The organism is Kurthia sibirica (assembly GCF_003143975.1).
GTDB classification, from domain to species: domain Bacteria; phylum Bacillota; class Bacilli; order Bacillales_A; family Planococcaceae; genus Kurthia; species Kurthia sibirica.
This window is the reverse complement of sequence record NZ_QFVR01000005.1, coordinates 1-22,108: the sequence shown is the minus strand read 5'-3', so window position 1 is coordinate 22,108 and position 22,108 is coordinate 1. Positions and strand designations below refer to the sequence as shown.

At 33.1% G+C, this 22,108-nt stretch carries 25 protein-coding genes and 1 pseudogene; 9 read left to right on the top strand and 17 right to left on the bottom strand.

Going from position 1 to position 22,108, the window contains the following annotated elements; translation table 11 throughout:
• The first annotated feature begins 126 nt into the window (after positions 1–126).
• The 3 genes from DEX24_RS05085 (at position 127) to DEX24_RS05080 (ending at position 1,859) form a co-directional block, all read left to right on the top strand.
• Positions 127–726, top strand: a complete 600-nt coding sequence (locus DEX24_RS05085) for a TetR/AcrR family transcriptional regulator (RefSeq protein WP_109305330.1) — start codon at positions 127–129, stop codon at positions 724–726.
• A gap of 144 nt (positions 727–870) precedes the next feature.
• The gene (locus DEX24_RS17675; RefSeq protein ID WP_281288187.1) at positions 871–996 is read left to right on the top strand and encodes a hypothetical protein; all 126 of its coding nucleotides are present in this window, start codon (positions 871–873) and stop codon (positions 994–996) included.
• A gap of 86 nt (positions 997–1,082) precedes the next feature.
• On the top strand, positions 1,083–1,859 hold the full coding sequence (locus DEX24_RS05080) for a prohibitin family protein (protein ID WP_109305500.1): 777 nt from the start codon (positions 1,083–1,085) through the stop codon (positions 1,857–1,859).
• 83 nt (positions 1,860–1,942) lie between these two features.
• Here DEX24_RS05080 and DEX24_RS17670 read toward each other — a convergent pair whose 3' ends face one another.
• Positions 1,943–2,842 carry a methyl-accepting chemotaxis protein gene (locus DEX24_RS17670; protein WP_109305329.1) on the bottom strand — a complete coding sequence of 300 codons (900 nt, stop codon included), beginning with the start codon at positions 2,840–2,842 and terminating at the stop codon, positions 1,943–1,945.
• 469 nt (positions 2,843–3,311) lie between these two features.
• Here DEX24_RS17670 and DEX24_RS05070 point away from each other — a divergent pair, with 469 nt between their 5' ends.
• From DEX24_RS05070 to DEX24_RS05060, 3 genes are all read left to right on the top strand, one after another.
• Complete coding sequence (locus DEX24_RS05070; protein ID WP_109305328.1) at positions 3,312–4,160, top strand: GIY-YIG nuclease family protein; 849 nt, start codon at positions 3,312–3,314, stop codon at positions 4,158–4,160.
• Positions 4,161–4,276: 116 nt separating this feature from the next.
• Positions 4,277–4,516, top strand: a complete 240-nt coding sequence (locus DEX24_RS05065; RefSeq protein WP_109305327.1) for a hypothetical protein — start codon at positions 4,277–4,279, stop codon at positions 4,514–4,516.
• 108 nt (positions 4,517–4,624) lie between these two features.
• Positions 4,625–5,578, top strand: a complete 954-nt coding sequence (locus tag DEX24_RS05060; protein WP_109305326.1) for an alpha/beta hydrolase — start codon at positions 4,625–4,627, stop codon at positions 5,576–5,578.
• Positions 5,579–5,946: 368 nt separating this feature from the next.
• On the opposite strand, the gene DEX24_RS05055 is transcribed toward DEX24_RS05060, so the two are convergent.
• Positions 5,947–6,840, bottom strand: a complete 894-nt coding sequence (locus DEX24_RS05055; RefSeq protein ID WP_109305325.1) for an AraC family transcriptional regulator — start codon at positions 6,838–6,840, stop codon at positions 5,947–5,949.
• Between the two features lie 104 nt (positions 6,841–6,944).
• Here DEX24_RS05055 and DEX24_RS05050 point away from each other — a divergent pair, with 104 nt between their 5' ends.
• Positions 6,945–7,853 carry a DMT family transporter gene (locus DEX24_RS05050; protein ID WP_109305324.1) on the top strand — a complete coding sequence of 303 codons (909 nt, stop codon included), beginning with the start codon at positions 6,945–6,947 and terminating at the stop codon, positions 7,851–7,853.
• Between the two features lie 178 nt (positions 7,854–8,031).
• The gene (locus DEX24_RS05045) at positions 8,032–8,634 is read left to right on the top strand and encodes a TetR/AcrR family transcriptional regulator (protein ID WP_170112852.1); all 603 of its coding nucleotides are present in this window, start codon (positions 8,032–8,034) and stop codon (positions 8,632–8,634) included.
• A gap of 102 nt (positions 8,635–8,736) precedes the next feature.
• Here the strand turns inward: DEX24_RS05045 and DEX24_RS05040 are convergent, their stop codons facing one another.
• The 6 genes from DEX24_RS05040 to DEX24_RS05010 all read right to left on the bottom strand — a co-directional run bounded on the left by DEX24_RS05040 (position 8,737) and on the right by DEX24_RS05010 (position 15,220).
• Positions 8,737–10,062: a leucine-rich repeat domain-containing protein gene (locus DEX24_RS05040; protein WP_281288188.1), complete on the bottom strand. Its 1,326-nt coding sequence runs from the start codon at positions 10,060–10,062 to the stop codon at positions 8,737–8,739.
• 584 nt (positions 10,063–10,646) lie between these two features.
• Positions 10,647–11,462 (bottom strand): hypothetical protein, encoded by an 816-nt coding sequence (locus tag DEX24_RS05030; protein ID WP_109305321.1) that lies wholly within the window; start codon positions 11,460–11,462, stop codon positions 10,647–10,649.
• A gap of 159 nt (positions 11,463–11,621) precedes the next feature.
• Positions 11,622–11,891 carry a hypothetical protein gene (locus DEX24_RS05025; protein WP_109305320.1) on the bottom strand — a complete coding sequence of 90 codons (270 nt, stop codon included), beginning with the start codon at positions 11,889–11,891 and terminating at the stop codon, positions 11,622–11,624.
• A 402-nt stretch (positions 11,892–12,293) separates the two neighbouring features.
• Positions 12,294–12,773, bottom strand: coding sequence for a hypothetical protein (locus tag DEX24_RS05020; protein WP_109305319.1), 480 nt, complete (start codon positions 12,771–12,773; stop codon positions 12,294–12,296).
• A 106-nt stretch (positions 12,774–12,879) separates the two neighbouring features.
• Positions 12,880–13,842, bottom strand: a complete 963-nt coding sequence (locus tag DEX24_RS05015) for an acyl-CoA dehydrogenase family protein (RefSeq protein WP_109305318.1) — start codon at positions 13,840–13,842, stop codon at positions 12,880–12,882.
• Positions 13,843–14,410: 568 nt separating this feature from the next.
• Positions 14,411–15,220, bottom strand: coding sequence for a YitT family protein (locus DEX24_RS05010; RefSeq protein WP_109305317.1), 810 nt, complete (start codon positions 15,218–15,220; stop codon positions 14,411–14,413).
• Positions 15,221–16,191: 971 nt separating this feature from the next.
• Here DEX24_RS05010 and DEX24_RS05005 point away from each other — a divergent pair.
• A complete protein-coding gene (locus DEX24_RS05005) occupies positions 16,192–16,545 on the top strand; it encodes a hypothetical protein (RefSeq protein ID WP_109305316.1) in 354 nt (117 codons plus the stop codon).
• Between the two features lie 20 nt (positions 16,546–16,565).
• Here the strand turns inward: DEX24_RS05005 and DEX24_RS17130 are convergent, their stop codons facing one another.
• The 9 genes and pseudogenes from DEX24_RS17130 to DEX24_RS04965 all read right to left on the bottom strand — a co-directional run bounded on the left by DEX24_RS17130 (position 16,566) and on the right by DEX24_RS04965 (position 21,949).
• Complete coding sequence (locus tag DEX24_RS17130) at positions 16,566–16,727, bottom strand: hypothetical protein (RefSeq protein WP_170112851.1); 162 nt, start codon at positions 16,725–16,727, stop codon at positions 16,566–16,568.
• 14 nt (positions 16,728–16,741) lie between these two features.
• On the bottom strand, positions 16,742–17,563 hold the full coding sequence (locus DEX24_RS05000) for a DUF2785 domain-containing protein (RefSeq protein ID WP_109305315.1): 822 nt from the start codon (positions 17,561–17,563) through the stop codon (positions 16,742–16,744).
• 453 nt (positions 17,564–18,016) lie between these two features.
• Positions 18,017–18,589 (bottom strand): protein rep, encoded by a 573-nt coding sequence (locus DEX24_RS04995; RefSeq protein ID WP_346214703.1) that lies wholly within the window; start codon positions 18,587–18,589, stop codon positions 18,017–18,019.
• A 30-nt stretch (positions 18,590–18,619) separates the two neighbouring features.
• Positions 18,620–18,841 (bottom strand): annotated as a pseudogene (locus tag DEX24_RS04990) (DDE-type integrase/transposase/recombinase); the annotation flags it as partial.
• Positions 18,842–19,191: 350 nt separating this feature from the next.
• Complete coding sequence (locus DEX24_RS04985; protein ID WP_170112850.1) at positions 19,192–19,737, bottom strand: DUF2247 family protein; 546 nt, start codon at positions 19,735–19,737, stop codon at positions 19,192–19,194.
• Positions 19,738–19,742: 5 nt separating this feature from the next.
• Positions 19,743–20,087 (bottom strand): hypothetical protein, encoded by a 345-nt coding sequence (locus DEX24_RS04980; RefSeq protein ID WP_109305312.1) that lies wholly within the window; start codon positions 20,085–20,087, stop codon positions 19,743–19,745.
• Positions 20,088–20,452: 365 nt separating this feature from the next.
• The gene (locus DEX24_RS04975) at positions 20,453–20,740 is read right to left on the bottom strand and encodes a hypothetical protein (protein WP_109305311.1); all 288 of its coding nucleotides are present in this window, start codon (positions 20,738–20,740) and stop codon (positions 20,453–20,455) included.
• Between the two features lie 156 nt (positions 20,741–20,896).
• On the bottom strand, positions 20,897–21,163 hold the full coding sequence (locus tag DEX24_RS04970) for a hypothetical protein (RefSeq protein ID WP_109305310.1): 267 nt from the start codon (positions 21,161–21,163) through the stop codon (positions 20,897–20,899).
• 483 nt (positions 21,164–21,646) lie between these two features.
• Positions 21,647–21,949 (bottom strand): hypothetical protein, encoded by a 303-nt coding sequence (locus tag DEX24_RS04965; RefSeq protein ID WP_109305309.1) that lies wholly within the window; start codon positions 21,947–21,949, stop codon positions 21,647–21,649.
• Positions 21,950–22,108: the final 159 nt, after the last annotated feature.

The following is a 22,108-nucleotide window of genomic DNA, read 5'->3' as shown; positions in this document are numbered from 1 at the left end:
TTACATCTCTAATAATAGTCAAATATACCATTCCTCTCCTAATAGACTAGACTGTGGTCTAATGATATGTTTAATAGTAAGAATAGTCAATTTTTTTAAAAAATACATCTTTAAGGAGAATAAACATTGAATAAAGAGAATAAAACGTCAAAAGGAATACAAACTAGACAACATATTATGGTAATTGCTTTAGAACTTTTTAAAGAATATGGTTACGAAAATGTCTCAGTTGATCGTATCGTTAAAGAAAGTAATACCTCAAAAGGCTCTTTTTATCTACATTTCCCTTCAAAATCTAGTATTTTCATGATGCGCTTTAAAGAGATGGATGAATCCTATAGTGATATTTTTCTGCAATTAAAAGAACAACAACTACCAGGTATTGAATTGTTAACGACGTTTTTCTGTGAAGTATTAATAGCCCTTGAAACAGAGCTTGGTAAAGAATTAATGCGTGTTATCTATTCGGCTACCATCGTTAGTAATGAACATACTTTTTTCACCAACGAACATCGCCAACTATTTGTCATCATACGTGAAATTATCCAAATTGGTTTTGATGATCAATCAATTACTACAGCGCAGTCAGACACCATTTTATTTCAGATGATTATACAATCTATGATGGGCGTTATTTACAACTGGGGCTTAAAACACAGCGGAGAAAAGTTAGTAGAGTTAGGTAGACCACTCATTATGCAACTGGTTCGTACAGTACATAATTAGTGTATATTATGTCGTTAAACATGCTAGTTTATTTGTCAGTTCGACATTTTTTCAATGCATTCTGTGAATAGTATTGTTTTCAATCATCTATTATGTATACACTTGTATAGGGTTTTCCTAAATATATTTGAAAGGAGTTAACTTATGTACTTACTTCCAGCCATTCTTTTACTTGTTATATTGTTAATCGTTACTTGGTTGTTTTTATCACAGTATTTTGAAGTTGTTGGTCGTAAAATTATGAGGTTTTTCAATACATTATTTAAGTAAATTATAAATATATAATGAAATGAGTGGAAAGTAACGTGAATACGAAAAAAATATTAGGCGCTATTGTGATTGCCATTTTATTGGTAATGACAGCAATTGGCATCATTTTAAAAACAGAACGCATCCCTGCTGGTGAAGTAGGCGTTGTCTATAATACCAAAGGAATTGAAGACCAAGTACTATCGACTGGATGGCATATTACAGGCCTACTCGATAAAACGATTGAATACCCTGTTAAACTTCAAACAATTAAAAATAATGATATTAAAGTGTCAACAAATGATGGTAAATCGATTGAAATGGATTTTGCTTATAATTTCACGATTGATCCGGAGAAGGTATCCGATCTTTTCAATAAATTTGGTGCGGTAGATATCGATACAATTACCGATAACTATTTACGTACGCGCTTATGGGAAGCGGCCCGTACGACTATTTCTACGTATAATGTAATTGAAATTTACGGTGAAAAATCATCCGATGCAAGCGCAAAAATTCAAGATACTTTTTCAGAAGATATCCGCCCATTAGGCTTTACAGTAACTGACTTGACAATTGGTGTGCCAAAAGCGGATGAATCTATTCAAAACGCTATTGATGAGCGAGTAAAAGCATCTCAACAGCTTGAAAAGAAAAAGACTGACTTAGCAATTACAAAAGCGGAAGCGGAACGAAAACGAATTGAAGCAGAAGGCCAAGCAAAAGCTAATAGAATTATCTCGAAATCTGTCACAAAAGATATTTTGACACAACAGTATCTAGAAAAATGGGATGGTAAAACGCCATTAGTAACAGGTGATGCAAATTCGATGATTCAAATTCCGATTGATGAAGCTATTCAAAGTAACAAAACAGAGAAATAAAAAATTGTGAAAGTTATTGTTATGAACTCTAAAATTTTTTTAATGCATAGGAAGTGGTCAGGGTTGACTCTCTAGAGGTGGGTTTATTGATTAACAATAATTTTTGATATTTCATCTAATTCTTCTACTTTTGCCATCAATAACTGAAATTCATCTGTCAACCCGCCCAATTCTTCCGTTGTTTGTTTCATATTGACATGAATTTGTTCCGTTCCGACTGCATGCTGATCAAGATTTTTTAAAATATAGGATGTTGTATCTTTCACTTCATTGATAGATTTTGTGACTTCATTTGATAACTTACGTACTTCCGAAGCCACTACATTAAACCCTTTGCCATATGGACCAGCGTGAGCCGCTTCAATTGCTGCATTTAAAGCTAATAAATTGGTTTGACTCGCTATATGATTGATTGTTTTCGTTATGGTTGAAATAGATTGTGCATTAGCAATTAATACTTTAATATTCTCGAAATTTTCTTGTAGATCTTTTTCAATTTGTTTAATCGTCACGAGCATACTATTAATATGATCCGTACGTGCCTTATAATTATCATGCAAATAATCAACAGTATCCTTTAACGAAGATTCGACATGTTTCAGTTGATTTTGTTTTTCCGTCACATCAATAGCAATTTTAAAGACACCTGTTACTTGCCCTTCGGATAATATGGGCATATACGTAGCATCGATCCATGCAATATCACCATTTTTTTTTCGTCGTTGTACGATACCTTTAAAACAATTCCCACCTTTTAATGATGCCCAAAACTGGCGATATTCCGGTGCATTCGCATATTCTGAGAAACAAAGATTCGCATGATTCATCCCGATTAATTCAGCTTCACGATAATCCATTGTTTGAGCAAATGTATGATTTACGAAAACAATTTTTTTGGTCATATCAAATTGTATAACAGCTAAATTCGCAAAAATCGCCTCTGTTAAATCTTGTGAATTAATGCCTGAAGATACATATGTCATTGAAGCTCACCTCTACTATTTAGTTTATTATTTGGCGTTTCTTAGTTTTTGCCACCTTGTATGGTAACTGATTATATTTAACTATAACTATTAACACTGTATGAATAGTATAAAGTACTATATGGAATACATCAAATAGGTATTTATACACTTTAAATGCTATATCTAAATTTTAGGACTGAATAGAATAAAAAGATGTAAAAAATAGCAAATAACAGCTATTTTTTATTTAGATTATTTCATTAAAATTGATTATCTGACGAATAAAGTCATTTTAATTATGTTTTTTTTGGTTTGACCCTCGAAATAATCATAGTCATCTATACCCATAATTTAATAAAATGAATATTTTTTTTAACTACTTAGGTCATTTATTTTAAATAGTTCTCTGTCCTTTTCTTCTATGTTTGCTAGTAGAATATGAAGGGTAAAGAAATACGTTATTTAAATGCCTAAGGAGATGACTAGTATGACTGAACATTCTCTGTATTTAGCAGATTTGTTTCCAAGAGCTTCATTACAAGCATCGCGTGTTAAGCTCATTCGCTATAATCTAAATGATCCGGGTGCTGGTGCTGCCGGTGCCGTCAATTTATTGTTTGAGTACGCTCAATTACAAAAGCCAAAGTTTTATGAAAAAATTGATTACGTCTTGGTCTTTATAACTGCTAAAGGCGATTCCGCGAAATTCATAGGTTGCTATTCAACGACATATTTAGAATTATCGGTATCTGTTGATTTATTTCCTAAAGCTTTTCCGATAGAGCTGTTACGCAACCCTACTAATGTTTTTCACCCTTTAGAGAAAACATCACTTTTTAAAGATCTTGAAAATAGATTGTATATCGACTGGAATACAACGAAGGATATTTGGTATCAGACAGCACTAATTGATAAACCTATACTCTATATTAAAAATAGCGATAAATATGTATATGAAGGAGCGCAATCGATTCTGCTCACCTATAAAGATTTACAAGAAATCCTGTCTGACCCCCTCCTCTATTCCTCTTGGCATAAGGCATTACGAACGATGTCTGCCATTTACTTAATAACGGATTTAGAAGAAGGTACACATTTTATCGGCGCATCCTACGCACCACATAATTTATTGGAAACATGGGCCTATTTTACGGAAGATGTCAGTGGTGGTTTTGATGGAATTAGTCACTATTTGGCCAGTAGACCGCAGCGTTTTAAAAGTTTTCAATTTTCAATCTTGCAAGTACTGCCTTCTATGATTGAAGCAGAAGATGTTCAACTCATAATTGAATTATACAAACGAAAACTTGGTAAAAAAGCGACTGTGATTTTGTGAAAAAAACGCCATATACTTGATCTTTTTATCCTATAAAACTAGCGGAGTACTTGCATCTACTACTAAGCGATTGTAAGATAAGCTAGTAGCCAGTATAGGACGGAAAGAGGTATTTCATGAATCAGCAAGACAAGGTTGCTTACCTTCAAAAAAAAGTGAAACAAATCGGTGGTATTTCCATTGCAACATTACTGTCTGTTGTATTGGCTTTAATTAGTAGAAACTATGTTCATTCAAACGTAGATCATACGCTATGGTCGATTATGTCCATTATAGCTATTGTGGTAGCAAGCCTTTGTGCCATACTATTACTGATTATTGTAATCAAACTTATATTGACAATGTTTAAAAACTAAAAACCTCGTTACAACGTAAATTTGCGTTGTGACGAGGTTTTTTTGTTGTTATTTTGTTATACTATAAAACAGTTACATAATCTTACAAGGTCAGGTGGTTTTTTACAAATGAAAAAATGGGGATGGATTAGTGGGATTATACTCGTAGTACTAATTACTGCATATTTTTTAATTGGTAATTTCTTTTATAATTTAGCATTAAACCCACACACAGATAAAGATTTTATGGAAAATAACGATAATTTAAAGCAGTCAGAATTTATTTCAAAAGAAGCCATTCAAAAACTTGAATCTGATGACAAAGTATTTGAATTAAAACATCCTGCAACGGAAATTTTCATTACATCAAAAGATGACTTAAAACTGCAGGCACTGAAGTATACGCAAGAAAAACAAAGTCATAAATGGATGATTGGTGCCCATGGTTATGGCGGCGAAAATATCTTTATGACAAGATGGAATCGTCATTTTTATGCTAAGGACTATAATATTATCGTGCCTAATTTAAGAGGTCATGGTAGCTCTGAAGGCGATTATATTGGCATGGGATGGGATGATCGTAAAGATATCGTTCAATGGATTGATTTGGTGGTAAAAGAAGATCCTCAAGCGGAGATTGTCCTATTTGGTTTATCGATGGGTGCAGCGACTATGATGATGACATCTGGTGAAGATTTGCCAGCGAATGTAAAAGTAATTGTCGAAGATTGTGGGTATACATCTGCAGCAGATGTTTTTACATATCAACTGGATCAACTATACGGTCTACCACCATTTCCTGTTATAAATGCAGCGAATACGATGGCACAAATAAAGGCCGGTTACTCGATTAAAGAAGCATCTGCTCTCCAACAGCTGAAGAAAAACAAAACACCTATTTTGTTTATTCACGGAGATGCTGACACATTTGTACCATATAAAATGGTAGATACGCTGTATGATGCGACAACAGTTGAAAAAGAGAAACTGATTATTAAACATGCGGGCCATGGCGAAGCAAATGAAATGAATTCTGCGTTGTATTGGTCGTCTATTTGGAAGTTCGTTGATCGATATATGTAAGGTGAATCTTTAAAAATGTTGAGGTGAATGAAATTGGATTTTCAATTTCATTCACCTTTTTCCTTTAGCCCAAATGTACACCAACTTCTTTATACATTAATAGTAAGAAGTTTTCTGCTCCAAATCGATTACATCATTTATAACCATACACATTTCGTTTCTGTTACCTTATGGTAAAACAGGTTCATTTCGTTTTTTAGGTGGTTAATTTTTTATATGCAATCATCATATACTTTAGAGATCATTGACTGACAAACTGGACACATAGCTGAACGCTTGGCCCTCTGTATAAAAAGAGATTATGTGCCTGCTACTTCTTTGATTTTTGTGACTAAAACATCTTTGATGGCAGATTTCCTTTAATTCTTTTATTGACGACGTGTAACAAGAGATTTTCGATAAGTTAGTGGTGTCATAGCCATCGATTTTTTGAATTTTTCTATAAAATAACTGGTACTATTAAAACCTAATTCATAGGCAATTTCAGTAACAGTTAATTCTAATTGCTGTAATAACACCAAACTTTTTTGAATCCTATAGGTAATAACATAGGTTAATGGTGTTGTTTTCAGTGATGTTTTGAAATATCTACAACATTCGGATCTACTTAATTGTCCTACGCTCGCAATTTTTTCTAAGGTGATTTTTTCAGAATAATTAGCATGTATCCATTCAATCATATTTTTTAATCTGGTTTGTTTTACTAGATTCACATCATGTGTTGTTACTTTGCATGCATTTCCGATAATATTTTTCCAAATCAATGTAAAATTTATTGTTAGATCCACCTCATAGTTTAGGGGTTGATTATCCACTAATGATTTTATATCGGCTAGTAAGGTAAGTATTTGCGCTCCCCAATGATCATGCCTGTTAATAGCGATGAACGCTAGATTAGTGGCATGAATATAAGGGGCGGTATGCGTCACATAGAGTTCTTGTGAAATAATAAAATAGGGCGAGATATTCAAACAAATATAAGTGCAATTCGTCCCTGGTTTTTCGGTGGCTGAATGCAAAATACCACTGTTAACAAATAAACCACAACCTTTTTCAACTTCAACTCTTTGGTCATCTATTTGAAAAACAGCAATACCATGTATCACCAAAACAAATTGTAGCTCTTCATGCCAATGTAAAGGTATATAGCCATTAATAGTAGCAGCAATAGTTGTTTCATAACAAGCAAAAGAAAGATTCGTCATTCGATGTTTTGTTAGTTCATGAAAATCCTGATTAATATGAAATTCTTTCCGTTTCATGCTCTCACCTCAATATAGTTATATTTTATCATACATTTTAAGTATAATTGAGCCCTGCACAGATGTATGATAACACTATTATTATATAGTAGGGTGGGCATGAGATGAATCATTCAAAAAGATCGACAGGATTACTCCTCGTCATTTTAGGAGCAGTATTTTGGGGAGTAGGTGGAACTGTTGCACAAAAACTTTTTCAAGACTATGCAATAGATGTAAATTGGCTCGTTACAATCCGATTATTAATTGCTGGATTTTCATTATTAATTTTGCAATTCTTTCTAAAAGAACGTGCCCAAATAGTACAGATTTGGCAGAACAAAAAAAGGGCATGTCATTTAATTATTTTTAGTTTATTTGGTGTATTAGCCGTGCAATATACGTATATGGCTTCAATAAAAAATGGCAATGCCGCTGTCGCAACATTATTACAATACTTAGCACCAACAATTATTGTTATTTATATGTTGTTAAGAAAACAAGAAAAATTAAATATTAGAGATATAATCGTTGTAACCCTTTCACTATTTGGTTGTTTGTTACTATTAACTAATGGAGATATTTCAACCTTATCTGTATCTAATAAAGCTATTTTGTGGGGTGTTTTATCCGGTATTGCTTTAGCTTTTTATACGTTGAATGCTGCGCATTTACTGCGCCAATTTGATTCACTTGTTGTTGTTGGTTGGGCTATGCTAATTGGTGGTTTTCTATTAAGTTTTGTTCATCCACCTTGGCAAATGAATTTTACAGCATTACCTTTAGTAGGCTATTTCTATTTATTTTTCATTATATTTTTTGGTACAATGCTCGCTTTTTGGTTTTATATAGAAAGTTTACAAAGCCTATCTCCAAAAGAAACAAGTCTACTAGGTAGTTTAGAACCACTAGCAGCGGTACTGACTATGGTTTTTTGGTTAAATGAACCATTTGGTATATTTCAGTGGTGCGGGATGTTTTGCCTATTAAGTGTCATGGTACTGCTTGCTTTTGGTAAGAAAACACCTATATAAATGAAAAATGTTTCTACATGTATTTTCAAATAGTAGAACTCCTTACGAGCCGTTCTACTATTTGAATTATTATATGATTTTGAATACAATTTTCATCACACAATTCTACTATCTTAGAATCAAATTACAGTAGAATATGTTATACTAAAAAAAATATATGGGAGAAGGTGCTCTTCAAGTGGTACAAACTGACCCTCGTCAAATTAAAACACGAGAAAAATTACATCGTGCAGCATTACAACTGTTTTCGGAAATGAAGGGCGATCCATCGATAAAAGAAGTGTGTGAAACAGCTCAAATTACGCGCCCTACTTTTTATAATCACCACAGTAGTGTGGAGGATTTAAAAGAGTCGATGATGCTAGGTATGTTAGCGCAAATGAAAGATTCTTTGTCGATTAAAGATCAAGCAAAGATCGAATTTTTAGTTCCAGATGAAATGCCAAGGATTTTCGAAAAACTATTTCAACATTTTGAAAAAAACCTCTATTTTTATAAAACCTTCCTTGTTGAAAGAAAAGAACCAACCATCAGTGACGGCGTTTTAGAGGTTTTAACCGATTATATTTCAAGTGGTATGGCTTTAGTACAACCTGAAAAAGACTATATTGCCCCGGAACAATTAATTATTAACTATGTGGCGGGCGCATATTATCAAACGATTATTTGGTGGATCCAAGATAATAAACCGCTCCCAGCCATCGAAGTCTACTCCAATATGATTTCATTATCATTACATGGTCCATACAGTAATCTATTGGAACAGTTTTCGACTAAATAAACCTCACGGAACAATTCTATTACAACAAGATTTTTAATATCTATTTTTCTTCAAAATAAAAACCCGTTGTTCAATTTACTGAACGACGGGTTTTCTTTAAATTTATTGTTCTTTATTTACTTTTTTTCTGCGTACGAAGAATAAACCCAGTAATGCTGTTGCAACACCTGTAATGCCTAGTCCTTTTGTAATTTCAGAACCAGTTTGAGGTAATAAAGTCGTTGTACCCTCTTCGATAGTAGTCACGATGTCACCATCAGGAGTTGTTCCTGTGCTACCATTTCCACCACCAGTGGTTGTACCTGTCCCATTGCCATTGCCATTGCCGTTTCCATTGCCGTTTCCATTGCCATTTCCACCGCCATTTCCACCGCCGTTTCCATCATCATCAACAGTAAGTGTATATTTGAAATTACCTGTTACAGCATTATCACTATCATTCGGATAAATGCCTGTTCCTTCAGAACGCACACGTAAGTTGATGCTACCTGACTTAATTACTTTATCACCAGAAAAATAATCTGATAATTTAATTTCATTGCCTTTATCATCAAAATAACCTTCAAAAATAAATTTATGTTCTGGAGATAGTTTTCTCCCTGATGCTAGTTCAAGCATAGCTAGCAACTCTTTTTCTGTCAGCATTTCTTTTTTTGAATCAATTGCTTTCATTACTTCTTTTGTATTCCATTGAAGTTGATCTTGTTTACCTACTTTGAAAGATTCATCTCCAACTTTCACAATACCACCCGTTTTAAGAAGGTTGTTTTCAAGCGTTAATTCTTCTACATTTTTCAATTTAAGAAGACTATTAGGTAGACTTGTTAATTGATTGTCATTCAAGTACAGCTCGACTAATTTCGTTAAATCACCTATGCTATCTGGTAAACGAACAATATTATTGTGATCTAAATAAAGTACTTCTAAATTAGCCAATTTACCAACTGAATCAGGTACTTTATTTAACTGATTATGGTGTACTGATAAATGTTCTAATGCTTGTAAATTACCAATTGATGCTGGTAACTCTTTTAGTTTGTTGTCATGGGCCGTTAAACTTGTTAGATTTGATAATTTACCGATTGAATCGGGTAGCTTAGTTAACTCATTATTATGCACATATAATTCTTCAAGATTTTTTAAATCACCAATTGATGCTGGTAATTCTTTCAGTTTATTATTTTGTAGCTCTAGTAGCTTTAAGTTTTGTAGTTTTGAAATATCAGCTGTTACTTTTGTAATGTCATTGTCGTTTAATGATAATATTTCTAAATTTTCTAGTTTTGTTAGCACTGTTGGAACTTCCGTTAATTTATTATCACTTAAGTTCAATTCTAAAAGTTTTTTCAAATCAGCAAAAACATCTGGTATTTTTGAAATGGTATTACCTGCTAATGATAAATATTCTAAATTTGTAAATAATTCAATTCCTTATGTCGATAGGTAAGCCTTTGCTACGCTCCAGCTTTTCCCCCGACCCACACCGTACGTGAGACTTTCACCTCATACGGCGTTCCATCGAGCTAAAAAACCCGACTAGAGCCCATCCCTTCGCCTCTTATTATCAAGGGTTCATAGGTACTATGACTCCGCTCTCACATAGATAAATTAGCTTTAGTAGGCAAGTCGCCATTTATTTGCTAAAACCCGTAGGTTCTATGCTTTCCACGTTCCATTTCATCTATCTTTTTTACAACCCTTAGGTTCCTCCTACAGCCTTAATCGCTTGAATATGCCTGTAACATATTATGGTCACTCATGATATCGACATTACTTGACCACACGATTAATACTACAAATATGTAGCATTCCAACTTCACGGAGATTCGTCTTCCTAACCATAGATTGCTTATAGACACCCAACTTATCTGACTGTTGATCGTCATTCAGTCGACTTCACCGAGCTTCATACCTTCTTATAGGCATGTCGGAGTATTAGTGAGGATGCTTTAAGGCGTTACCCTATCATTTCATCCTTCAATGAAATAGTTCTCTAGTATTTATACTATGTCTTAGCTTTTCACTAAGAAACGTGTCGCACCGATATTGGAAATTCCTGCTTCATCGAATGTAGCAGAGTTAATATATTCAGCCATTTCTTGCGTGAAGATTGTTGAATCATCAATTGGAGTACCATTTACTTCTTCGAGTTCTTCTACTAGTAAGGCAACCACTGCTTTCGATAAATTACTATCTTTAAACGTATCTTTAATCGATGAACCATATGATTTTGCTGCTGCTTTTTTCACAGCCTTCACTACAACTGGTGCTACTTTAGCTTGTGCTTTTACCACGGGTACTTCTTTTTTTACAGTTACTGAAACGGCCGCTTTTTTCAGTGCTACAACAGGCGGTTTGACAGTTGTTTTATCTACTGTATTTACAGCAGGCACTTTAGGTGTCGTTACCGGTGCTACTTTAGCAGGTTCCTCTTGAACGGGCTCCACCTTTTGAGCTTCGTCTTGCACTGGCGGTTGTGTTACCGCTGGAGGTGCTGGTACTTCAACTTCAGCAGGTGTTTCTACCACAGGAGGTGGCTGTGATCCTATCGGTTGCTCCGCGGTCACGTCAGGTGGAGTAAGCTCTGCTGGTTTTGTTATCGGTGCAGTTGTTTTAGAGGGTTCTGCCACCGTTTGTTCAGGAGCTTGAGCTTGTTGAGGAGCATTTGTTACTGGTGTTGATGTGACTTTAGGAATAGCAGGTGAATTTTCTGAAGTTGGTGCTTCTTGACCAACTTGTTCCTCCGCATGTCCTACAAGTGGAGCAGCTGCAATAGCCCCCAAAATAGTAGTAACGAGCAATGCATGTTTATAAACTGATTCTTTCATGTAATACCTCTTCTCTTCTGTAGTAGTATGAACTGCCCAATCATCTGCTTATCTAAGTTTTAGAGTACACCACCTTTTTAGATCGAAAAAAAAGTATAAGATCTAGTTTCCTAGACCTTATACCCCATATTGACATAAATATTAACATTTTTTGAAAATTTAATTATTGGCAGCTTCAATCAAAGCTTGCTTCATATAGCGCATACATACTAATGCACCCAGTAATAATCCGACACAAACAAAGAAAGTCCATGGACCAAATGTATGTGTATAAAATGATATTAATACAACAATTCCAATCATGTAACTAAATATTGGAGTTAGTAAAGACTTGAAACCATTAAGACCCTTTTGTTTTCTCTTAGCAACTAAAGCTAATAAAGATAATACCAATATAGCAATCATTAATAAATACATTGAATCATTCAATTTGAAAAACCCCCTAAATACTTTTACATTATTTAGTGAAGTATAGCATAAAAAAGGATGAAAACCTTGAAAACGTTCGATATTTTCTCTTTTAAATTATAATTTCATTTCAGTGTATTTACTGATACAAATGATAAAATTCTTCTATCATTGCGCAATTTTTATTTTTCCAACGAACATTAATTGTTGGAAAGGTTGTGTTACAAAGTTTCTCAATTAATATGATAGAAGGTAGAATTAGAAAAAACAAACGATTAAGAGATTTCAGATGATTCATTTCATACATGCATGATACAAAAAAGCCAAAGAGATGCAAACCTCTTCGGCTTTTCAGTGACTTATGAAATCAATCAATTACTAAGAGTTTTTGCATAAAGCGTAACTAAGAAATAGCAATACTTTTTAGTTTTTAACGTTGCAACAGAACCATTGGAAAGTTTCTTGATTCATTGAGGTAATTCGAGTTATTTCATATTCTTCAAATGTTTTTAGTAGGCGCAAGCAGGCCAATTGTATTTCTGATGATAAGTCCATTGTTCCTAATAGTAAATATGGAATTGTCCAATCATAGAGCGTTTCCATCAGCATTAATCCTTCAATAGAAGCAAGTCTTACTTTCCAACTATAATGACGACTAAACAAAGCATAATACTGCATCTGTTGCAGCTGACTATTCAACTGCATTTCTATAGACATCAATGGTTCATTGTATATTTTACGTGGGATATGAATATTTTCATCCCCTAGATCCACTTTAATATAATGTGCACATTCGATGGCAGCATTCATTTTATTTTGTAGGCTATTCGTACTTTTACTTAGTTTATGTGGGAAAATATTCACTTTCTCTAGGGTGATTGCATGTGCAAAATGGTTTGTCATCTTATTCACTCCTTTTGTACCTAGTGTAAGCAATAAGTTTTAAGCTTATATGTAGCTACTATTAAGAATTAAAAAAGCTCGACATCTATGCGAGCTTTTTACTGTATTATGAAAAACTACTATTTCCTTTTAATAATTGTTTGGCAATCGTTATTTTTTGAATTTCAGTTGTACCATCTGGTATGCGCATCGCGCGCGACCAACTCCAAGCTTTCACTAACTTCAATTCATTTGTAATACCCATTCCACCATGTATTTGCATGCAACGATCTATTACACGTTGGGCCATTTCAGTACAATAAGCTTTTACCATTGATATTTCTTTAATTGGTAATTGTTTGTCATTGTCCATTTTCCAAACACAATTTAATAGCATATTACGTCCCGCATAAATATCCATTGCGCAATCGGCTAGCATAATTTGAATGGTCTGATGACTACCGATTTTTTGACCGAATGTTTGACGTTCATTTGAATAATCCACTGCTTTTTGTAATGCCCATTGTGCGACACCGACACAATTTGCAGACATAACAATGCGCCCAACGTCTACCCCTTCTAACGCTTTATCAAAACCATTATGTAATTCACCTATAATATATTTTTTATGTACTCTAGTATTTTCATAAACTAAAATACCAATTTCACCACCCAAATTACCGAGCGTAGAAATGACTGATGTATTTGTACATGTTTTACCATCAACTGGCACTAGAAAACAACTAATCCCTCCTTGACGTTTATCAAACGATGCTTGATCTGTTATGGCAAAGGTCATCGCATAGTGAGCGTAGGGAGAATTAGATATTGAACCAAATGTATCTCCTTCGCCGCCAAGAGATGAATCTCCAAACATATTGTAAAAACCAGCAGCTGTAGATACTTTGCGCACTTCTAAAAACGCTTGCTGTACTTCTGCCGACAGATAGCCATTCTCGTCGTAAAACAAACGTTCATTTTCTAAATAATTTTTATAGTGTTCTTTCAATGGAAAAACATCTTGTTCAATAAATTTATGAATAGCAGCAATTACATCATTAATTTCTTGCGCATTTTTAAAATTCAACATCGGTATTCACCTTTTCTATTATAATTTCCAATAACAAGTACAATAGGCATAGTATGAAAAGAAGGACCAATAGCGGGTAGCGAAAAAGCTATATTGCTCATTCACGCTAATTGTAACATATCTTACATTTAATTCCATTAATATACATTTTTATTTCTTTTCTTTTTTAATGCCTTTAGTGAATCGTAGCGATTTATTGATAGAAAAAGACTGGGACGTATTGTGGTCTCCATCCAAATAACAGGTAACACCATTTGTTTCATGAAGAGCGCTTCATTCGTTCGATTTTTGTAGTAGATGCTAAATTTTTAAAAAATAAAAAGAGCCTGGGACAGAACAAAAATAGTCTGTCTCCCATATGAATCGTCAAATCAATTGAACGCGCAGAAAGCGTTTTTCGAAGCGGAAATGGATTGAAATGAAATAATCCCGTATGATTTCGAAAAATCATACGGGATTTTCTGTGTTGAAAATACGTTTGTCTCAGGCTCTTTTTATTTTAGCTAGGTTTTTGTCCTAGCTTCATTCCTTTTAATTTTTACTGCGGTTTGGTCCTAAACTCTTTTATTTATGCTTTATGGAACATACCTACAACCTCAGCTGTTTGCGTAATATTAACAAATGCCTGTGGATCTGTCTTTTGAATCATTTCTTTCACTTCAGCTAGTTGATACTTTGTAATGACTGTCATTAAAATTTTACGTGGTTCACCTGAATATGCGCCAACACCATCAGTAATAGTAATACCACGGTAGAGATTTTCAAGTAATATATCTTTCATATCATCACCTTTAGCTGTGATGATTGTTAATGTTAATTTAATATGATTCGTATGAATTGTGTCGATTACTTTACCTGTTACATAGATTGTTACAAGTGTCATCAACGCTGCATCCCAACCAAAGATAAAACCAGACGCAATGACGATTACACCATTCATAGCAGATAGGAGCGAACCGATTGGGAAATCTGTTTTTTTGGCAATAAGCATTGCTATAATGTCGAAACCACCTGATGATGCTGAGGCACGAAAAACGATACCAATCCCCACACCAGTAATAACTCCACCAAATAAAGCAGCTAATAGCGGCTCATGTGTCAATTCGATTATTGGTATGATATAAAGGCTTAAAGATACAACAATTACGGATAATACTGTATAACTGGCAAAACGTTTTCCGAGCTTCATTACCCCTAATATTAGCAACGGAAGATTTAATAAGAAATTTAGTATGCCGGTATCAAATGGATACAATAAACCAAGCATAATGGCAATACCACTAAGACCGCTACTCAAAATATGATGTGGAATGAGCAACCAATTGTACGCAAAACCAACTAAGGACGATCCGATAATAATCATAATAATATTTTTCATTTGTTTCTAACCTCTATTCCCCTTTGATTCAAAACATGTATATACATACATTATAGACATGTTTTTACCGTTTGTTATTTAAAAGTTTTTTCAGATAGTTAGATAATTTACGTCCAATAGCCTAAATAGGTCATTACCTAAGAAATTGTGTTATAATTTACCAAATTATCTATGGGAGGTTTTCTTATAGCGTTAGCCATTCATCTGCAAAATAACAAGTTCAAATACGTTCAAGTTTATAAGCAATTTAAAAATAGCCGATTACAGATGATAAACTACCATCTAAACGCAAATCGAGTCAAGAACTAGTCCATCATATGAAAGAAGCCAATGAACAGATTGAAGCAGAGGGATAGATATTTCCAAAAGAGCGAAATGGCTATTATATGGCACCATTTGATTATGATTGGTAAGGATGCTTTTCCTTACCGTGATTGGTGCGAGGCAAGAAAGATAGCATTTCAAAAAGAATGATTATGGAATAGTGATCCGCGTGGTGAATATGTATTACGGCGGCAAATTGCAACATATATTGCAAGGGCGCGCGGGTTTCAATATAGCTCCGTTCAAGCATTTATTTTTAGTGGACGACACAATAAGCAGCGTTCATCTGTGAACTTTTAGAAGGACCTTCTGTTATTAGCAAGAATTCCTCTTTGAAACGTGCCGAATCTATCTTGCAACGCCTATGCAAAAAAAAATTGAATATAGTGCACTTGATGACGCTGGAGTACAAGTCCCACGTAGTCATACCAATTTCGATGCTGTTGCAAAATTTGATTTCTGCTTAAAATTCAGAAGAAAAATCACTTTCAGAAATTAGAAGGACCAGATGGAATTTTGTTAATTTTTAAACTGTGCAACAGAATCGAATAAAGTTATACTAGTTAATACTTTACATAATTTCAAATTCCTATCCTTTTTTCTATTTGTTATAATAAATAGAAAATACATGAATTGGACGTGTTTAAATGGAAAAAAAATTATTGATTATCAGTTTTTTTATTTTTATCACTACGATCTACTTAGATTTCTTTAAACCAAATATAAACCTTACCATACTTCTTTTCATACTTGTAATAACATTAATTTTAAGTACACTATTTTCTAGAAACTCTAAATATGCTTGGAAAATAAATACTAAAAATGAATTAATTTTAACGATTTCAACATCAACTATTTTGATGATTTTAATAATTACATTTTATCTATTAGGTGGCTATTCTCAACGTGGTATTAATCCAACAAACTATATAATATGGATTCTTTATTTTTTCACTTTATTATCTGCATATAAAAGATTCACAAAAAAACAAAAAGAATAACCAAAAAACAGTCAATTCATTTAAAAATTGACTGTTTTTTGGTTATTCGGACAAGGTATGATTTTAATTAATATTCCATCTGGGTCAGTAATTTCATAGGCATTGTTCGGTTCATCTCCGATTTGAATAGTTTGTGAATCAATTGAAATAACTGGATAAAAATCTTTAAACTTCGGTTTCAAATTAGTTCACTCCTTTATGTATAGTCTTTCATCATTAGAATTAATTTATCTTTCACAATTTCAGCCACATATTTTTGATTGGCTTCTTGCTCTAAACGAAAGTAAAGACTCCCTAAAAAATTTTTAACATTAGATATAATTTTGTACTCTTCATGCCAAATTTCAGTTTTTTCCCAATCCGTAAAACTATTAACCCAATTCTCAAGCAATTCTATATTAAAAGTATTTTTTTTCAAAATTGTAATCACAGCTGTTATCAGTCTTTCATCTTCTAAATTAGTGTAATTTATGGTTTTTGTACTTATCACACTTCTAACAACATCCAAAATCTGTGATTTTTCGGCAATTGGTAAATCATATTTAGCTAACTCATTTAATGCATCAGCAGCATGTGCTAATGCATGTGCCCAACCTTTCTCGGGAACATAGCCTCTTAAATCTTTTTCACATTGAAGGTAACGTATAAGCTTTTCCTTAATTTTTAAAATATCCTTGTCATGTAGAAAAAAAAATTTTTGATCCGCCATAAGAATAAGCGGTATAAGTAGCATTGAAAATGATCGTGTAAAAACTGAATCTGAATTTGATTGCCCTATATTATAAAAAAGATGCTGCTCATCCAATATGGTATCTAATATTCTTTGAAGAACGTTTACTGATAAGTAATCTTTTAGTATCCAGTTTGAAAAGGTCGTATAAATAAGATCGTCTCTTAATTCACAATCAACAGACCCAATATTATCTAACATCTGTTCGATAATATTTTCAACATTAGAACTCTCGGGTATGCTATATTCATTGTTTTTTAAAAAAATAAGTTCTTTTTTCAATTTCATGTAATTCACTTCCTATTATTGATTAAGGAGAGAGTGTCAATATTTATGTGTAAATGACAATCCAACCTTTTCATAGTATCTGATCATTTTCGAATATTCCAATAGTTTCAATAACAGTATAATTTCTTATAAATTGAGTGAACACCCACACAAAAACAACTAGAAAAAGCATCACGGCAATATCTCTCAAACTCATAGACATCATAATCTCCCTTTTTTATAACTATACTAATTAATCACATTTTAATAATTAAAATTCAATAATAACAATTATTATCATAACACTTTTTTTAACACTTTCATTCCAAATTTTCAATAATAAAGAAATTTCTGCATTAGTTAATGGTGCTAATGAAAATAATATTGATTATGAATTAGTGATTCACAATCAATATTTAAACACATACAGTTTTAAAATAATAAACTATGAAACCCAAAATACTAAATAATAATCTAATAAATATAATAATTTTTCATTGCCCAATTCCAATGTGCAACCACTGAATAAGCTTTTTCATCTTCTTCCGATTCATCATCTACTCGAATAAGATCTCCTTCTTCCACATCATCTAAATTCAATTGTTTATGTATTTCTTTCAACAAACCACCATAAGCAACCATTCGTTTTCGATATAATCCTTCTTCAAGATCCTTCACTACTTCTAAATCATTTTCCAAATTCCCACTTAAATAATCTGCATCTTTTACCGAATATTTTGCTGTTTCTTGTACTGCTGCTTCGATTGCAGTGTATTCTATTTCTTGATTTCTTTTTTTATTTTTTACAGTTTCAATATGTACAACTGGCTTATAATTTAATTTCATTGCTTTTTGCCAAAGATTCGTCCATTCTTCTTGTGAAATATAAGCACCTTTCGTATTAAAATAAGCACTTTCAACACAAATTAATATATGCATATGCTGATTATAAGAACCATCTAATTTATTTGTCGTTACCTCTGTTGCACGCATAAAACCAACTAAGTTTTGTTTTACCTTTTTAGGTTCTGTTGCAAAGTTTAAAATAACAAATGATTTGCCATTAGGTTTCTCCCTTTAGGCAGAAACTCTGAGTAGTTGATTTATTTCTCGTGTCACTGAAAAACCAAAAAGATTGAATTCTTTTCGGCTAGACTTGTATAAGGCATGTATCGTCTCAATTCCTTTAATCGTAGATGAGGCAGTCCTTATGGACTGATAGAGTTTGTGTCTTTTCTTGATTGGCCGATGATCTTGTTCAATGATATTATTCAAATATTTATTGGTTCGATGTGTCGTTATTTGAAATCTCCTATCGTTTATTTTCACTTAATTCTACCTGATATCATGCTAATTGAGAAACTTTGCAACAGAACCATAATTTATCTCTATTTCTAAATAGCATCGTATATTTTTGTACTTACACATAAACTTTAAATTAAATATCGGCAGAATAAACAAAGCTTCTCACTTGACCATTGACATCGGCTTGTGCTGCTTGCGGGAGGATTTATCTTCCTACTTAGCTCTCCTTCCTTTATTCGTTTCAAATGTATATGACATGAATGTAAGTTATTGATAGGGAGTGCAGTGTAGAAAACAAAATGATAGGAATCTCATTAAACCTTTTCATACTTTGCAACAGAACCCTATTTATTAAATGCTTTTTCTGATTCAACCAAATATTTTTCAATCGCTTCCAAATAACTCATTGAATCATCTGCCTCATCACTGTACCCAATAATTCCCGCTAACTCAACAGGATATTCCAAATCCTCAAATAATACTAATAACACTTCAAAGAGCCCATTTAGAGGAATGGGAGGGGTATCGTTAATAAAGACCGGCGTTCCTCGATTTGAGAAAAGCCAAAAAATTATAAGATAGCCCCATTTTCTTTTCATCTCATTTTCATTTTGTACAGCTTCTTCTTTAACAATTTGTGTTAGTAAATTTTCTACTAAAGAGAGTTCCGAATTATATAAACTTGCTAATTGAAAATGAAGTGATTTAGAATCTTCACTTGAGCTTATAGTTGCAATAGCGTATTCTATTGCTGTTTGTTTTGAAGTATAACCTGTAAGAATACCATATTGTAATTCTCTCCAAGTAAGACTATTTACTTTTTCTCTAATGAAACTATAAGGAACTTGAATCGATAGAGAATTTTTCCTCTTTCTAGTGTTATCATTCATTAATCTCATCTCCCATTATAACCTTGAGGTTTCCCAGTATATCCTTTACCTGGTCTAAATACTTGATGTTCAACTTGACCTTTCTTATTTAAAATATACTCTGCTATTCCTTTTTTTCCGTTTACTGTTGTTTTCACTTGTAAAAGAGTTTTCTCTCCTTGACGATCTGTAAACTTGTATATTTTCCCACGTTTTAATTGATTTGAGGATAAGTAACTTGGAGCTCTATGATAAGCATCATTTTTTTGCAGAACCGACGCGCTTCGCCTTTTTAATGAAATTCGCAACACTAGATACTGTAAATTTGATATATTTAGTTTTTTTATAGTTTTTGTACCCCACATAAACATAATAAATGCCCACCGGAATAAATTGCGCAAATTCACCATTCGGATCCACATTCATCACTGGATTGCCATTCGCATAGCTATAACCATTCTGTGACAGTGGTTCGTCATCACCTGGATGTGGGCCTCACACGATTTGAGTGCCATCGATGTTCGCACAGGACGTGCGGAATTTAGTCGATGTTCTGCTAAGAATGTACCGTTTGTTGGGTTATAATAACGAGCTTGTAAATAATAATTCTTTATTTCTTCGTCATAGTAATAACCTGCGTAACGCTGTCGTCTGGACGACGATTGGATAAACGCTACGACAGGACGTCGTTTCTAGCGTTTATCTTCTTCGCTTTTGCCCATGTCCCCTTCGACCGTTAATACGTTTCCATAGGCATCGTATGTGTATGCACCGACTTCTTGATCTTCACTATCACGGCCTCATAGGATGTGAGATCCATCGACGTTCGCACAGGACGTGCGGAACTTAGTCGATGTTCCTTAATTAGTACGTCTCCACGATGGTTGGTAATGAATTGATACGCTTTCGTTTCAAATGTACCTGATTCATTTTGCTTCTTGATAATCATACCAAGTGGTGTATAGCCACTCCATTCATATGAACGGTATTCCGTAACAACATCCTTTACTTTCACAACTTCCATATCCAATACTTCACCATTATAGAAGTATTCATACGTTGTATCGCCAACTGTTTTCGTTAAACGTAAGCCATTCTCATCGTATGTGTACGATGCGATGATTTGGTCATCTAGCGTCGTTCCTTTTGTTAAGCGTTGTTGCTAACGCATAGTATTCTTTTAGAGACTTTTGATATCGAAAAATTGAATTACAAATATTTTATCAGTAATTCCATCTTCTATGCTTCCATAACTTTCTATCTTATAATTTTCTACATCAATAATCTCCGTTAGATAAGATGGAATTTCTGATCTTACATCTACTAAATTCGTCAACTTTTTATAAGGAAAATTATCTTCATTTGGATTCGGTGAATGTATAAATAATGTATCCATAGAAGCATCGTTACTAGATATTTCAATCCACATTTGATAAGATTTCCCCAATTTTCCAATTCCCCTTTTAACTCATGAAATAAATTAAATAAACCTTTTAAATGTTGTTTTCTTATTTTTATAGAATAATTTCCATATCCATAATAATCTAAATGCGTATGCCAAAAATCAAACCAACTATTTTCATCAAAATCCAAATCATAATTTTTTATATGTGTTTCTTTTTCTAAATTGTGAAACTATCGTCGTTTCCCTCTAAATGTTTTCATTATTAATCTCCTTCTTTTTATACTTTAAATCCTCGATTTTAAATATGGTCCACACCATCGTTGTTTTCTTTATATGTTGTCGCTTCTTTTACTTTAAAATCTTTTCAGTAAGCGGTCTGCCGAAAAACAAGCAAAGCGTCTGTTTGAAACATATATTGCCCTATTTCAGTCAACCCCGTCTTTCGGTGAAGAACCTATATATATCCAACTTTTATTATCTCTATTAGCAAATCGAAATAAATAGTAATAAATTAATTTGATTTATTTATTTATTTCTATTATTTTCTTTTTCTAAAAATCGGTAGAATTTTTCTTGTGTTTTTTTGTGACGACTCAACAGCTTTACATAAATATCGCTACTTAATTTTTTTCTAACATGTTTATTTGCAAAAAATAAATGTCTAAATTTATCGTTAGAATATAATTCATCAAACCAAGAATACTTTAACAACCTCTGTATATTCGCATCTATTTTTTTAGTATTTAATCCAAAATTCAAAATTGGAGCGACGGGACTTAGAATTGCTAAGATAAAAATTGGTATACAGATTAATATTTTTTTTAACACTATATCACTCCCTGACTTAGCGAATGGCTTGGTTCTGTTGCAAAGTTTAAAATAACAAATGATTTGCCATTAGGTTTCGCCCTTTAGGCAGAAACTCCGAGTAGTTGATTTATTTCTCGTGTCACTGAAAAACCAAAAAGATTGAATTCTTTTCGGCTA

Bases quoted from the DNA above. Each gene is read 5' to 3' on its own strand.
- DEX24_RS17675 (WP_281288187.1), top strand. From the start codon at position 871: ATGTACTTACTTCCAGCCATTCTTTTACTTGTTATATTGTTAATCGTT.
- DEX24_RS05080 (WP_109305500.1), top strand. From the start codon at position 1,083: ATGACAGCAATTGGCATCATTTTAAAAACAGAACGCATCCCTGCTGGT.
- DEX24_RS17670 (WP_109305329.1), bottom strand. From the start codon at position 2,842: ATGACATATGTATCTTCAGGCATTAATTCACAAGATTTAACAGAGGCG.
- DEX24_RS05070 (WP_109305328.1), top strand. From the start codon at position 3,312: ATGACTGAACATTCTCTGTATTTAGCAGATTTGTTTCCAAGAGCTTCA.
- DEX24_RS05065 (WP_109305327.1), top strand. From the start codon at position 4,277: ATGAATCAGCAAGACAAGGTTGCTTACCTTCAAAAAAAAGTGAAACAA.
- DEX24_RS05060 (WP_109305326.1), top strand. From the start codon at position 4,625: ATGAAAAAATGGGGATGGATTAGTGGGATTATACTCGTAGTACTAATT.
- DEX24_RS05055 (WP_109305325.1), bottom strand. From the start codon at position 6,840: ATGAAACGGAAAGAATTTCATATTAATCAGGATTTTCATGAACTAACA.
- DEX24_RS05050 (WP_109305324.1), top strand. From the start codon at position 6,945: ATGAATCATTCAAAAAGATCGACAGGATTACTCCTCGTCATTTTAGGA.
- DEX24_RS05030 (WP_109305321.1), bottom strand. From the start codon at position 11,462: ATGAAAGAATCAGTTTATAAACATGCATTGCTCGTTACTACTATTTTG.
- DEX24_RS05020 (WP_109305319.1), bottom strand. From the start codon at position 12,773: ATGACAAACCATTTTGCACATGCAATCACCCTAGAGAAAGTGAATATT.
- DEX24_RS05015 (WP_109305318.1), bottom strand. From the start codon at position 13,842: ATGTTGAATTTTAAAAATGCGCAAGAAATTAATGATGTAATTGCTGCT.
- DEX24_RS05010 (WP_109305317.1), bottom strand. From the start codon at position 15,220: ATGAAAAATATTATTATGATTATTATCGGATCGTCCTTAGTTGGTTTT.
- DEX24_RS05005 (WP_109305316.1), top strand. From the start codon at position 16,192: ATGGAAAAAAAATTATTGATTATCAGTTTTTTTATTTTTATCACTACG.
- DEX24_RS05000 (WP_109305315.1), bottom strand. From the start codon at position 17,563: ATGAAATTGAAAAAAGAACTTATTTTTTTAAAAAACAATGAATATAGC.
- DEX24_RS04985 (WP_170112850.1), bottom strand. From the start codon at position 19,737: ATGAATGATAACACTAGAAAGAGGAAAAATTCTCTATCGATTCAAGTT.
- DEX24_RS04980 (WP_109305312.1), bottom strand. From the start codon at position 20,087: ATGTTTATGTGGGGTACAAAAACTATAAAAAAACTAAATATATCAAAT.
- DEX24_RS04975 (WP_109305311.1), bottom strand. From the start codon at position 20,740: ATGGAAGTTGTGAAAGTAAAGGATGTTGTTACGGAATACCGTTCATAT.